Origin of the sequence: Sphingobacterium sp. WOUb80 (assembly GCF_050058145.1) — a bacterium.
Classification (GTDB): Bacteria; Bacteroidota; Bacteroidia; order Sphingobacteriales; family Sphingobacteriaceae; genus Sphingobacterium.
In genome coordinates this window covers 1,092,786-1,106,429 of sequence record NZ_CP165617.1, presented here as the reverse complement: position 1 = coordinate 1,106,429, position 13,644 = coordinate 1,092,786, and the positions used below count along the sequence as shown (strand labels likewise).

Annotated in this window: 10 protein-coding genes; 2 read left to right on the top strand and 8 right to left on the bottom strand. The window is 38.6% G+C overall.

The features are described 5' to 3' along the window. On the top strand, positions 1-420 hold the full coding sequence (locus tag AB1Z56_RS04360) for a sensor histidine kinase (protein WP_426792380.1): 420 nt from the start codon (positions 1-3) through the stop codon (positions 418-420). Between the two features lie 82 nt (positions 421-502). Here AB1Z56_RS04360 and ligD read toward each other — a convergent pair whose 3' ends face one another. The 4 genes from ligD to gndA form a co-directional block, all read right to left on the bottom strand. Further along, positions 503-3,208: a DNA ligase D gene (gene ligD, locus AB1Z56_RS04355; RefSeq protein ID WP_426791197.1), complete on the bottom strand. Its 2,706-nt coding sequence runs from the start codon at positions 3,206-3,208 to the stop codon at positions 503-505. A 689-nt stretch (positions 3,209-3,897) separates the two neighbouring features. Beyond that, positions 3,898-4,608, bottom strand: a complete 711-nt coding sequence (gene pgl / locus AB1Z56_RS04350; RefSeq protein ID WP_426791196.1) for a 6-phosphogluconolactonase — start codon at positions 4,606-4,608, stop codon at positions 3,898-3,900. Positions 4,609-4,625: 17 nt separating this feature from the next. Then, a complete protein-coding gene (gene zwf, locus AB1Z56_RS04345; protein WP_309361066.1) occupies positions 4,626-6,107 on the bottom strand; it encodes a glucose-6-phosphate dehydrogenase in 1,482 nt (493 codons plus the stop codon). Between the two features lie 9 nt (positions 6,108-6,116). Beyond that, positions 6,117-7,535, bottom strand: coding sequence for an NADP-dependent phosphogluconate dehydrogenase (gndA, locus tag AB1Z56_RS04340; protein WP_426791195.1), 1,419 nt, complete (start codon positions 7,533-7,535; stop codon positions 6,117-6,119). Positions 7,536-7,949: 414 nt separating this feature from the next. Between gndA and AB1Z56_RS04335 the strand changes: the two genes are divergently transcribed. Further along, the gene (locus tag AB1Z56_RS04335; RefSeq protein ID WP_426791194.1) at positions 7,950-9,416 is read left to right on the top strand and encodes a ligand-binding sensor domain-containing protein; all 1,467 of its coding nucleotides are present in this window, start codon (positions 7,950-7,952) and stop codon (positions 9,414-9,416) included. A gap of 265 nt (positions 9,417-9,681) precedes the next feature. On the opposite strand, the gene AB1Z56_RS04330 is transcribed toward AB1Z56_RS04335, so the two are convergent. From AB1Z56_RS04330 to AB1Z56_RS04315, 4 genes are all read right to left on the bottom strand, one after another. Next, positions 9,682-10,749: a DNA polymerase beta superfamily protein gene (locus AB1Z56_RS04330; RefSeq protein WP_426791193.1), complete on the bottom strand. Its 1,068-nt coding sequence runs from the start codon at positions 10,747-10,749 to the stop codon at positions 9,682-9,684. Beyond that, positions 10,746-11,492: a nucleotidyltransferase domain-containing protein gene (locus AB1Z56_RS04325; RefSeq protein ID WP_426791192.1), complete on the bottom strand. Its 747-nt coding sequence runs from the start codon at positions 11,490-11,492 to the stop codon at positions 10,746-10,748. Before AB1Z56_RS04325 ends, AB1Z56_RS04330 begins: the two co-directional genes overlap by 4 nt. A gap of 514 nt (positions 11,493-12,006) precedes the next feature. Continuing rightward, positions 12,007-12,411 carry a nuclear transport factor 2 family protein gene (locus AB1Z56_RS04320; RefSeq protein WP_309361076.1) on the bottom strand — a complete coding sequence of 135 codons (405 nt, stop codon included), beginning with the start codon at positions 12,409-12,411 and terminating at the stop codon, positions 12,007-12,009. 36 nt (positions 12,412-12,447) lie between these two features. Continuing rightward, on the bottom strand, positions 12,448-13,581 hold the full coding sequence (locus AB1Z56_RS04315) for a 2-isopropylmalate synthase (RefSeq protein WP_426791191.1): 1,134 nt from the start codon (positions 13,579-13,581) through the stop codon (positions 12,448-12,450). Positions 13,582-13,644 lie beyond the last annotated feature (63 nt).

The following is a 13,644-nucleotide window of genomic DNA, read 5'->3' as shown; positions in this document are numbered from 1 at the left end:
CTGGAAAGACTGATAAGGGACTGTACGGATGATCTCGATTCAAAAAAACATCCTGTTGAAATCGTCTGCGATCCAGACCTCTACCTATTTGCAGACAGGGCAAAGATCGATCAGGTGATCAGCAATTTGGTTAGCAATGCCGTGAAATACTCCCCCTCTGGAGGAAAAATTACGGTTGGCACCGATAAATCCGGAGATAAAACACGGATATTCGTTCGGGATGAAGGTATTGGAATAGATCTTAAACATCAAAAGAATATTTTTAAATCATTCTACCGTGTCGATAATTTAAATACCTCCAATATCTCTGGATTTGGAATCGGCTTGTACCTGGTTGCGGAAATCCTTCGCCAGCATGGCTCAGAAATACAGTTAGAAAGTGCTAAAGGTAAAGGTTCAACCTTTTACTTTGATTTGTAGAAACACAGGCAATTCGTTCAGATAACACGTTATCTAATCTCTTTAGTTTTTGATGTAAGCATCTAGTGTGAACTGCCTTTTTCTATTTTTCTGAAAATTTAGCAATTGCTTTTTTCAGATCGATTCCTTTTCCGAGTACCGGTTTAAAGATATCTCCCATTTCGTTCATCCTTGCAATGGCGTTACGGATATTGAAATCACTGATCTTAAGCCCTTTCTTTACCTCGTCCCAATGCAGTGGCATTGATACCGTAGCTCCGGGTTTCGGTCTTACCGAATACGCAGCAGCAATTGTAGCGTGGGGCCTGTTCTGTAAAAAATCAAGATACATTTTTCCTTTCCGGTCTTTTACGGTCCTTTCCAGACTCGTATAATCCGGGAGTTCATTGTGCACCAAGGTAACAACCACGCGCGCAAATTCTTTGGACTGCTCGTAATCATATTTCCCACCGAAAGGGATATAAATATGCAGGCCTGTCGAACCGCTGGTTTTACAGTAGCAAGTCACCCCCATATCATCAAGTATACTTTTTGTTACCTGGGCAGCTTCGATTACCTGGTCGAATGAATTTTTATCAGGGTCAAGATCTATTATGCAGAAACTTGGATGATCGGGCTTTTTCACTGTACTGCTCCAGGGGTTCATTTCGATGCAGCCCAGGTTGGCCATATAAAGTAAGGTTGCTTCATCTTTTCCGACCAAATAATGTTTGTCCTTTTCATCCGTATCACTGTGGTAAAGATACGTATCCGCCCAGTCGGGAGCAGTATCGGTCACGTCTTTAAAATAAAATCCTTTTCCTTCGATTCCATTTGGAAAACGGTTCATGCTCTGTGGCCTATCCTTTAAATAAGGAAGTATAAAGGGCGCAGCTTGATAGTAGTAATTGATCAGATCCCGCTTAGTATAGCCCTCATCTGGCCAGAACACTTTATCTAGATTAGTAAATTTCAGCTCATGACCGTTTACTTTCCGAACCTGCATTTTATCTTTTGGGTTCAGCAAGGTTTTTCTTCCATTGTCGGCCCGAGCTTTGACGAGCGAATCGGATGTATCCGCAACAACTGATTCCGTTGATGTTTCCTCCTCCAGTATTACTTTTTTTGCTGATTTATCTTCGCGCATTCCATCAAATGATGGGTGTCGCATGACACCATCACTGGTAATTTCCGTAAAGCTTACTTCGCAGATCAGCTCAGGCTTAAGCCAGGTTACCGAAGCATGCGGCGGATCGGGACGGAAACGCGAGGGTTTGTTGACGTCAGGTTCCTCGGCAAATGGTGCTTTTTTGATGATTAAAGGTTTAAAAAGCGCCATCATTTCATGCTGTAACTTCTCATTGAATCCTGTACCCACCTTTCCGGTGTAAATCAATTTTTTCCCTTCATAAACTCCGACAAGAATACTACTGAAAAGCTTGCTTGAATCATCATTCAGCGTATAGCCGCCAATGACAACTTCCTGTCTTTTGTTGGCTTTAATTTTGAGCCAGTCCTTTGAACGCGCCTTTGCATAATATTGACTGTCGGCCCGTTTTGCCATTATACCCTCCAGCCCAAGCTTTCTGGCTTCTTCCAGAAAGGAAATGCCCGAAGTATGAAAATGCTCGCTGATCAATATGTTGCTGCTTTGTGGTAAAACTTCCTTCAGGATTTCCTTACGGTCTGTAAGCGGCAGTTCTTTGAGATCTTTTCCTTTATACCAGAGGATATCAAACACGTAATAGACAAGATCGCCATCCGCTTCGCTCCGCCAGTTCTGAAGTGAGCCAAAATTTGCCGTACCGTTTTTCCCCAGCACGACGATCTCACCGTCCAGTACAGCATCTATATCCAGGCTTTTTACGGTATCATAGATCGGGTAGAATTTTTCACTGAAACTCTTATCGTTTCTAGATTTTAGTTCAAGCTTTCTGCCTTTCTTAAAGGCAACAGCACGGTAGCCGTCCCATTTTACTTCATAGACCCAACCCTGATCGTCAAAAGCCTTGTCAACCAAGGTGGCAAGCATGGGCTCCAAAGTCTGATAGAAAGCCTGTTTAGGAGCCTTTTTCAGGAGAGCTGACACATTGCTTTCTGTTTTCGTTTCTTCTGTGGGCACAGCCTGCAGCTGATCTTCAATAATTTCAGCGGCTTGCTTAGCATCCTTGCCCTTTTTATCCTTTACGGTCGTATCTTTTTTGATAATGTTCTTGCCATATATCTTGTCGGGTGATTTTTCCATCTGCGCGATACTCTTGCCCGATATAACCGATTTGTCCTTTAATGTAATATCCTTTTTATTGGCGTACTTATCTTCCAGTTTAAAAAGAAGCCAGCCGTTATTTCCCCTTCCATGGGCCTTCACGAGTGCAAATTCGCCTTTTAACTTAGTGCCATTCAGTCTGAATTTCAATTTTCCAGAATGAAGCTGATGCAGCAAACTCTTTTCCTGTTTTGAAATACCCGTATCCTCTTCATCAACTGGCACATAGGTTCCCTCATCCCAGACGATAACCGTCCCGCCACCATACTGACCTTTTGGAATAATTCCCTCAAAATTACGGTAATCATAAGGATGGTCTTCGACCATCATGGCCAGCCTCTTTACTTCGGGATCTGTGGAGGGACCTTTTGGTACAGCCCAGCTTTTTAGAACGCCGTCCATCTCCAGACGGAAATCATAATGGAGATGAGATGCATCGTGCTTCTGGATAACAAAGCGGAGCTCCTTGCCATTGGATTTCCCTCCAAATGGTTCCGGCGTCTCTCCAGCGGCGCGTTTTTCGCGGTATTTCGTTAAGCCCATAATTTTAAAATTTACAGTGTCACTTTTAAAGGTAATCTTCCAGCCCTTCTGTTATTGGAGTTACATTATTATGCAAATAACATGGCTCGCCCCGGAATGGTTGGATTTTAGATTCAACTCACAAAAAAGGCTGGAATAATCCAGCCCTGATATATAGTTATGATCCCAATAATGGGATAGTCGGTTTCAAAAAATGCTGGCTTGACAAGTGCAAATCAAACCAGCAAAAGCAATCTTCTCATTTTTCATATTAGAAACAATTGTAATGTCTTACTCGTTTGAAAAAAATAAAAAAACCTTGAGGAGGGGATCTCAAGGTTTTTACTACCTGTTATTAACCTAATTTATGAAAGTACTCTTATAACAATGGTTGACTCGTTTTCGTTTAATCTTTTTATAAAAAAGGCCAAGTTTGTATTCTCGGCCTTACAATTATTTTTATTTAAATGAGAAAAGTATCCGGTAAATGTATTGGTAGCAAAGAACAATTTGCTCGCTCGATCCTGCAAAACACCACTTTGGAAAGATGATTTATTGCCGATTGAAGATGCGTTATTATTGTCAGGTAACGAAAGCGTGTAAGATGATTGGATTGTACTGATAAAGCAGAAAACGGAAAATAAAAAGCCTCCCTTTTCAATCGTTAAGGGAGGCAGTTTTGGCTAGACGTTCATTATAGTTAAATAACATTAAATTCCAGTTTCTTTATCAGTAAAAAGTTGGACTCCTGCTTTCTTTTCAATTAACTGTAGCGGATATAGTTCAGGATTATATACACCATGAAGAACTTCATTCAAAGCGTTTTTCTTGGATTTGCCAAATGTAACAATCAGAATATTTTCAGCTTTATTGATAATAGGTTCAGTCAACGTAATTCTAAACATTTCCTGTGGCTTTAGATAGTAGGCATCAACCCATTTTTCTTTTTCTTGTAAAATCTTTTCGCCTGGAAAGAGAGAAGCTGTGTGGCCATCATCGCCCATTCCTAAAAGGATGAAATCAAAAATACCGTCAGCTCCCAAAACATTTCTGATTTGAGCTTCGTATTCTTTAGCGTAATTTTCAGGCTCAATTCCGTCTTTATACATGGGGAAAATCTGATTTTCATTGACTGGAACCTTATTCAAAAGTACTTCCAAAGTCATCTTAAAATTACTTTTCTCATCTTCGAGAGAAACCCATCTTTCATCTACCCAAAAAAAATGGATTTTGTCCCAAATTATTTTATCTGCATATTCGGGTGTAGCTAATAAACTAAAGATGGCTTTCGGTGAAGAGCCACCACTCAACGCAACCACAAATTTATCATGCTTCTGGATTGCTTTTTTCGAAAGCTCAACAAATGTATCTGCTGATTCTTTATATAAGGCATCCAGATTATCAAATATCGTAATATTCATTTTCTTTTAATTAGATTTTAAACCCACTGATGTCCCTGTCGCTCTACCAATGCATCACTCTCGTCAGGTCCCCAGTTGCCTGAAGCATAATTTGGGAAAGATGGGTCTTTGGTTTTTTCCCAGGTTTCCTGAATCGTTTTTATCACATCCCAAGCTTCTTCTACCTGATCAGAGCGCATAAACAATGTAAGATCTCCTACAAGTGCTTCCAATAAAAGAGTTTCATAAGCTTCGGGAGTATCGGTCTGACAGGCAAAATTATCGAAAATCATTTCCACAGGTTTAAGATCTAAAGACAAGCCCGGCTTTTTAGACATAAACTGCAATCTGATGTCCATTTGTGGCTGAATATTAATAACCAATCGGTTTGCCGACAGAAGCGAAGTGCTTTCTGAAAACATAGAATTTGGAAGTGGCTTAAACTGAATCGTTATATAAGAATGCTTTTCTTTCATCTTCTTACCGGTACGAACATAAAAAGGAACATCCTCCCATCTTTCATTATCCAGATAAAACTTAATAGCGACAAATGTTTCCGTATTGGAATCATGAGCAATTCCCTCTTCCTGGCGATAGCCATTTACTTTTAGTCCATTTACTTTGCCTCGCCCGTACTGTCCTCTTACCGCATAATGATCTACTTTTTCGGGAGAAATCCTACGGATGGATTTTAAAACGTCAACTTTACGATCCCTGATCTCACCTGATTCGAGTGAGGCTGGAGGTTCCATAGCAACCATGCAAAGAATTTGCAAAAGATGGTTCTGAATCATATCGCGCAAAGCTCCTGTCTGCTCATAAAAACTGGCTCTTGTTTCCACTCCTACTTCTTCGGCAACGGTAATCTGCACCGATTCTATATGTCTGTGGTTCCAAAGAGGTTCAAAAATTGAATTTCCGAACCTGAACGCCAAAATATTCTGAACTGTTTCTTTACCTAAATAATGATCGATACGATAAATCTGTTCTTCCTGGAAAGTTTGTGAAAGAAGATTATTCAGCTCAATAGCAGATTCTTTATTGTGACCAAAAGGTTTTTCGATAATAATTCGATCCGTTGAAGGATCAGATGCTATTGATGTATTTTTAAGATGGTTTGAAATTACCGATACAAAGTTTGGTGCAATGGACAAATAGAAAAGCCTGTTTCCTCTCATTCCGTACACTTTATCGAAATTTTCCAGTTTCTGATATAAATTCTGATAAGAGCTTTCTTCGTCAAGCTGATGCTGAAAATAGCTGATGTGGGCCTGAAAACCAGCCCAATCTTCCTTGATTACAGTCTTCCTGGAAAAACTCTCCAGATTTTCTTTAATATAAGCTCTGAATTTTTCATCTGTATTTTCGGCTCTTCCCAAAGCTAAAATATTAAAACCTTTTGGCATTCTGCCATCGATATATAAATTGTAAAAGGCTGGAAAAAGCTTTCTTTTTGCCAAATCCCCTGTTGCACCAAAAATAACGATCGTTGTTGGATGCAGGATTGTATTGTCACTCATTGTTAGGATTTAGTTATTTGGGTTTTGCCATGAAGTATGAAAAACTCCTTCTCTGTCCGTTCTTTGGTAAGTGTGCGCACCAAAATAATCACGCTGAGCCTGAAGCAGGTTTACAGGCAAAGATGCCGTGGTGTAAGCTTCGAAATACCCTAGAGCCGCCTGAATTCCTAAGCTTGGAATTCCATTTGATACTGCAAAAGCAGCTGTTTTTCTTAATGACGAAATTTTATCTTTTACAATTTCTGAAATTTCCTGATCCAATAAAATATTAGATAAGTTCTCGTATTTTGAATAAGCCTGATAAAATTTTTCCAATAAACCAGAACGAATGATACATCCACCCCTCCAGATTTTAACAACATCTTTTAACGGAATTTCAAATTGATATTCTTCAGAAGCTTTTACCAATAATGCCAAACCTTGAGCATAACTGATTAAAGTAGATAAATACAAAGCATCCCCCACCTCTTTGATGAACAATTCTGTATTTTCAGGAGTTTTTACTTCTTCTTTAGCATATAATTGAGAAGCTTTCACTCGTTCATCTTTGTAAGCGGATAAAATTCTTGATGTTACTGCAACATCGATGGTTGGAATAGACACACCGATTTCCATAGCCTCCTCAGAAGTCCATTTTCCGGTTCCTTTTGCTCCTGCTTTATCTAAAATCTTGTCGACAAGAAAACCGTCTGTTACATCATCTTTTTGCTGGAAGATATCTCTTGTTATTTCAATAAGGAAAGAACTCATCTCGCCTTCATTCCATCTTTTGAAGACTTCATACAATTGTTCATTGGTAAGATTAACTCCTTTTCTCAGTAAATCGTATGCTTCACTGATCAATTGCATGATGGCATATTCAATTCCGTTGTGAACCATTTTAACATAATTCCCGGCAGCTCCTTTCCCCATATAAGCGGTACAAGGTTCCCCGTTTACTTTTGCCGAAATAACTTCCAGCATAGGCTTCACCAAATTGAAAACTTCCAGATCTCCACCCGGCATAATACTCGGTCCTCTTCTTGCGCCCTGCTCTCCTCCAGAAACTCCCATTCCCATAAAATGAAGGTTTTTAGAAGCTAAATCAGCTCTACGTCTTTCGGTATCTTTGAAATAAGAATTTCCCGCATCAATTACAACATCTTTTGGACTCAGAAGCGGTGTTATGCTTTCAAGAACAGCATCAACCGGCTTGCCTGCAGGAACCATCAAAATAATTTTTCGCGGACTGTCTAAACTTGACACAAATTCCTCTAGAGAAACAGCTCCAACAACCTTTGTACCTGAAGCCACTCCTTTACGAAGTTCTATTACCTTTTCTTCATCTAAATCGAATCCTACGGTAGAAAAACCGTTATCGGCAATATTATAAAGCAGATTTCTTCCCATTACACCCAGACCAATGACCCCGTAATTATACTTTTCCATTCTTACTTAAAGTTTATGTTATAGATCAAAATTACTGAAATGCATGCCAGTAAAAAAATTATCTAAGATTTTCTTTCAATCGTTACACTAGTTATCATCTACTGGAGAATGTCTTTAATTAATAATACGTTGATAATGACACCATTCAAAACATAAACTCTTAATAAAAATTAGCATACTATTTCCTTCCCCTCTAACCGGCAGAGGAAAGTATTCGTCTTCAATATAAAGTTTTTGTTGACTTTTTCCTTAAATTTATGCCATTAGTTGGCCTTTGCTCACCCTGTCGCTGGATTGAAACTTTTAGCTTCAATTTCCACCACTGACGCCAAGCCCCATAACTTAAGCCATCGGTACGCGGACAGCTTTACAAGCAATATTAAACGGACACTCTTCAATAGATAAACAAAATAAATGAGAAAAACGCTTTTTATCCTTTTTGCAGGTTTGACAATTCAAGCAAAGGCACAAAACTTATTCCCTGTAAAACTCGAAAATTGTAAGGCTGAAAAGTTTTGCCTTGACTGTGGAGATATAAAAGCAGGTTATGAACAAAATGAGTTCACAAAATTACAAGACAAACTGAACAAGGAATTGAACTTACAAGGAATAAAAGGTGCTGTAAAATTTCAGGTTCTTGTTGACGCAAAAGGTCACGCTTGTGTATTAAGTCATACTGACCAATCAAACAATCCCATTTCATTGAAAATTATTGAAGAACTTAACAAATTCAAGAAATGGACACCAGCAATAACAGGTGGAAAGGCAGTAGAAAAATCGTCCATCAACTTAATTTTTGCAATAAGCGACAACAAAATTTCGGGACAGATTGAGCAGATTGATATGAAGATTTTTAAGTCGTCATTTGATAAACCAAGAAGCCCCGAGATATACAATAAAACCTACGTGTACAAAAACGGAAGTTTAAAAAATTACAAAATGACAGTTTGGAACTCTAGTAACTCAAATCTTTCAAACAATATGAACGACAATATCACAATTGACAAAAATGGGCTTGTTTGGCTGACTGTTGATGAAGGATTGGTAACTTTTGACGGAAAAGAATTCAAAAATGCAGAACAAGATATTACTGACAAAGGGAAATTCTTTTCCTATTATGCATTAACAACAGATAATGAAAATGTTAAGTGGGTTTATGGAACTAAAAATATTTACAGTTTTGACAATGTAAAATGGACAAAGTATGACTCAACAGATATTGGAATAGATGGAGCCTATGAAATTGTTAATAATCAAAAAACTGGAGAAGTATTTTTCTGCTCTGACGAAGGCTTGACAATTTACAAAGATCGAAAATGGACGAATCTAAATAAAAGCAAACTCAAAGACCTGCCGTCAAACAGAGTAAATTTCGCAAAAAGAGATTCAAAAAACAGAATTTGGATTGGAACCTTTAGTGGTACCGCTATAATTGACGAAAATAATCAGGTAACTAACTTTGAAAATACAAATACCATTTTAAAAGGAAAATGTATTACTTCAATGGACGAGGACGAAAATGGTAATCTTTTTTTTACGCTTTATGAGTTTGACAGAAAAGTGAAAGGAAAAGTAAACAATGATGAAGGAATTGCAATTAGATACACAGACGGAACTTTCAAACAATTTACGACCGAAAATTCAGGAATGCCATTTAACCATGCTAATTGCGTTCTTTACGACAAAAATGAAAAGGTTCTTTGGATTTCGACTGACAGAGTCGGCTTAGTAAGATATGACTTAAAAGATGGCTGGGAAAATTATCACAATGAGAATTCTGACATTCCAACTTCATACATTTCAACAATGACTTTTGATATTAATGGGAACTTGTATCTAGCGACACGACAAGGATTAGTAAAAATTGAAAGAAAACAATAAATACTACTAGTAGTAACTAAGTTTTCGTTTTGTCCTACGGACAAAACGAAAACTTAGTTGGACGGAACCTAACAAGGGGAATTCCTTTATCAAAGTCTGTACAATTCACCGGAAAAAATCGTCCCCCTTTAGTTTTGCTCTACTGCAGAGAGAATAACTTCGAGCGTTCGCCCGCAGACAATACGCATCGAGTCAGGTTGACTTATTACTGGAAAGACAAACAGAATTAGGCAGTATATAGATCCTGCGTTTTTAGCATAAGGAATTAAAGTCTGACATGATACAGCTGTTTACGCATGTCCACCAATTGCTGCCTCAGCTTATCCTGATCTGGCGCTACCGGAAGTAAACTGTGCAAGGAAAGTTCTTGAACCTCCTGAAATAGCTTTTGCGACCAAACGAAAAGTTCATCATAGCTATAAGCGCCATTCTTGATGCGCAAGAGTTCTTCCCTGTTGGGACGTTGTATCTGTAGTGCACTTTTAGACAAAATCTCTTTTGCCTGTTGCAATAGGCGTACGGTATGCATCATATTTTTGGCATCATAGCCCTGCCCATGATTCATTGTTCCTTCAAAGCGTGCCTCATTACGCTTTGAAACCCAGCTAAAGTATTCATTATAGGTCTTGCAATACGAAGAATAAGCCTCGTGATTAACAAAGAGGTAGGCACAAAGTGTTTCATCCTTAGGGATAGAACTGTAGGAAACCTCATTACTCTCCAGTGTGGCAACGATACCTTTGTAACCCAAAGTCTGGGCCTGATCATAATACAATGCATACATACCCTTTGCATGTTCGATCTTTGCTAAACCACAGTCTTCTTGTTTCCATTGCCGCTGGCTTAACCACGCGCTTAACGGTAAACTACCATGACCAGCTATGATAAAGCAGAAATCCAGCAAACTTTTACGTTCACGATCCATCGGATTGTTGATCTTCTTATTCAATCCTTTTGCCTTCCGCACCTGTACCATCGCGTATTGCGCAAAGGTCATAGCGGCCTCTCGCGTAATAAAATCCTGCATTTTAAATTGATCCATGATTGGATCTTGGTATACGATACAATCGGCAGGACAAGCCAAAAGCTCCAATACAGTGGGGTTACTCTTTGAAAGGAGCTCTACGAAGCGTCCTAGCTCATAGTAAACTTCATCATTGCTGGCATTTGCCACTTGGGCAATATATTGACCACCCAAGTAATATTCTAGGGGCAGATAAAATACGCCCTTGATATCAGTATCGGAAGATGCTGTGGCCAAGCCATATGTCCGGCTGCCGACAACGGCCTCAAACAGGATCAGCCCGTTCTTTCGAAGTTCGTCTATAGTCATCTTAATATGCTTTTAAAGTAATTCTCCAGTCCTTCTTTATCCAATATGGATACGGGAACCTCTTTTACTTGATGCTCTAAGTGTATTAACCTTGTTTCAATATAATTCCTTATGGTTGCTGAACAGCTGTATATAAATCCTTCATCGACTTGGCTCTTCAACTGGCGCAATTCCATAACTTCGCCTTTAACAACATCAGGCAATAATACGGATAGTTCGGTCAATGTCATGGGCGCATAACTGCGATAGGTCATACTCCAGTCTGCTGCAAGTAGAGATCTTAGGATATAAAATAAACTTTTGAGCTTCATCGTTTCCCGTTGCAGATCTTCTAATTTGCTACGGACAATCCCTAAATAATGATGAGTGTGCCTACGTGCGTCAAAATAATTTTCCATCATTACCCTAAAACTTGTTTTGAATCCGTTAAACTCATGGTAGACCACTGGTGACTGGATCCATTCAAATGGACTGACATTACTCTTATACAGTAAGGTGAGTACTTTAAACAGATCCCAGCCTGCAATATCGAGATCATCGATTATCGGAAACCGCATTTCGGTAGGCAGCGGAAACAAACGGGTGTAGTCCTCCGCTTTTCTCACATAAATAAACCGAACGTCGTAATCGCTATCGATTGACGGAAATCCCCAACCTCGGCTTCCGGATTCACAGGCAAAAAGTATACGTACTCCTTCGCTCGCTTCTATTGCCATGAGCTTCTTGATGATATGTGCTTTCATTTCTTCGTGCATTTTAAATTTTCATTGACACAAAGATTGATTGCGATAATGAAGCCCTTTTGCGCATTAAAAAAAAGAACGTAAAAATAACGGTAGACCATTTATTATCAGACAGATAATTTTCCTAAAAAAAATTGAACCTTACAAAGGAATATAAAAGTACGCAGATAGAATGCGTAGGATAAGGCGACCGAAATTTTTATAGCTATGTGGAAGATACCGAAAAGTTAGCTTTAAAAGAAAAACAGCTCCTCTCACTAAGAGAAACTGTTCGAAAAAGTATGAATCAAGAAAATTGGGGTTTTCACCACGAACTCTCATTTGGTATATTATTGTGCTAAAAATGCGAGTGCTTTTGTTAAGAATGCGTCATGATTCTGATAAAAAGCTGCATGACCAGAATCTGAAAATTCACCAAGTACAGCATTTTCTAAATTCTGTTTCATATTATGAACAGGTCTAATAGTTTACATTATCTACCACGATTATTGGGATCGCTACGTTTGTAAAATTGTTATTTATCTTTAAAATTTTTATTAAAAAAAGAATCAACAGCGTGCTGATCCTGAGGAAAATTAAACACTTCTTTAATTTTACCTCCCTCAAATTTCCATAGTAAACAAGATAAATTATTTAAATTCTCTATATTTTCTATTTCACTCCAGTTTTTATGACAGTCAATTACATAATCATCGCTTACCCCTAATACTACTCCCTCGGCTCTAAAGTTAAAGTTACCTAATTGATTGAGGTATTCTACGATTTCTCCAACCCCATTTTTAATCCCACTTAAAGGGTGTCTGCCGGGAATATGCCATTTTACATCGGCATGGAATATATCCTGCAATTCATCGATTGAATTACTCGAATATGCTTTGAAAAATTTGTTTACTAACGCTAAATTTGGATGTTCATTCATGATTTTTTTAAATATAATTGTAAATATTTCTCCGTACTAAACCAAACTCCGGAGGTCGTTATCTTCAATAAAACGTTTCTGATCTGCCAAAACAAGAAATCGGTTATAGATATTTTCAAAATGTTCAGCAGAGAAATCTATTTTCATACTTTTTAACCGATCTTTTAATGCTGCACGTCCACTCCTTGCGGATAAAAACAATGCCGGCAACTTCCCCCCTATTATTTGGGGATCAATAATTTCATAGTTTCTACGGTCTTTCAGCACGCCATCCTGGTGGATGCCGGAAGAATGCGCAAAAGCATTTTTCCCAACAATGGCCTTATTGGCCTGTATAGGATTTGACATCGCCCGTTCTACCATACTACTTAGTTCCACAATATATTTTGGATCAATTCCAGTCGCAATCCCCAGATTTTCTTTTACAATAAGTGTCAAAATAATTTCTTCTAGGGCAGCATTTCCAGCACGTTCGCCCACACCATTAATCGTTCCTTCCACCTGAAGTGCGCCCGCCATTAGCCCAGCAATACTATTCGCTGTAGCCATACCTAAATCATTATGACAGTGGACAGAAAGAATTGCGTTTTCTTTTTCCCTTCTATTTTGGTTCACATAGGCTATCTTTTCAAAGTACTCAAAGGGTGTACAAAAACCATTGGTATCAGGAAGATTCACAACTTTTGCACCCGCTTCAACCACTGTATTGGTCATTTGAACTAAAAAATCATTGTCTGCGCGACCAGCATCTTCGGCAAAAAATTGTACTTCATCACATTTATCCGACGCATAAGCCACCATTTCATAAGCTTTCGCCAAAATTACCTCCCGAGTGGTATTAAACTTATATTTAATATGAATGTCCGATGTTCCAATTCCGAGCTGAATCCGCGCTACCTTTGCCTTACTCAAGGCCGAAGAGGCCTGTTCAATATCTTTTCTATTGGCCCTAGCTAATGCACAGACTGTTGCTTTTTTCACCAGTTTACAAACCTCTGTTACTGCCTTAAAATCTCCAGGTGAACTTATTGGAAACCCGCCCTCTATCACATCTACCCCCATTGCATCGAGTTTTTCAGCGATTTCTAATTTATCATTCAGTGTCAACTGGCAGCCCGGTCCTTGTTCTCCATCGCGTAAAGTAGTATCGAAAATCTTAACTTGTTTCATATTCAACTTATTTTTATAGTTCAAAAGTACCGGAACTACAGAATTTAATATATTTGAAAATAA

Bases quoted from the DNA above. Each gene is read 5' to 3' on its own strand.
- pgl (WP_426791196.1), bottom strand. From the start codon at position 4,608: ATGAATATTACGATATTTGATAATCTGGATGCCTTATATAAAGAATCA.
- gndA (WP_426791195.1), bottom strand. From the start codon at position 7,535: ATGGAAAAGTATAATTACGGGGTCATTGGTCTGGGTGTAATGGGAAGA.
- AB1Z56_RS04335 (WP_426791194.1), top strand. From the start codon at position 7,950: ATGAGAAAAACGCTTTTTATCCTTTTTGCAGGTTTGACAATTCAAGCA.
- AB1Z56_RS04330 (WP_426791193.1), bottom strand. From the start codon at position 10,749: ATGACTATAGACGAACTTCGAAAGAACGGGCTGATCCTGTTTGAGGCC.
- AB1Z56_RS04320 (WP_309361076.1), bottom strand. From the start codon at position 12,411: ATGAATGAACATCCAAATTTAGCGTTAGTAAACAAATTTTTCAAAGCA.
- AB1Z56_RS04325 (WP_426791192.1), bottom strand. From the start codon at position 11,492: ATGAAAGCACATATCATCAAGAAGCTCATGGCAATAGAAGCGAGCGAA.
- AB1Z56_RS04315 (WP_426791191.1), bottom strand. From the start codon at position 13,581: ATGAAACAAGTTAAGATTTTCGATACTACTTTACGCGATGGAGAACAA.
- zwf (WP_309361066.1), bottom strand. From the start codon at position 6,107: ATGAGTGACAATACAATCCTGCATCCAACAACGATCGTTATTTTTGGT.
- ligD (WP_426791197.1), bottom strand. From the start codon at position 3,208: ATGGGCTTAACGAAATACCGCGAAAAACGCGCCGCTGGAGAGACGCCG.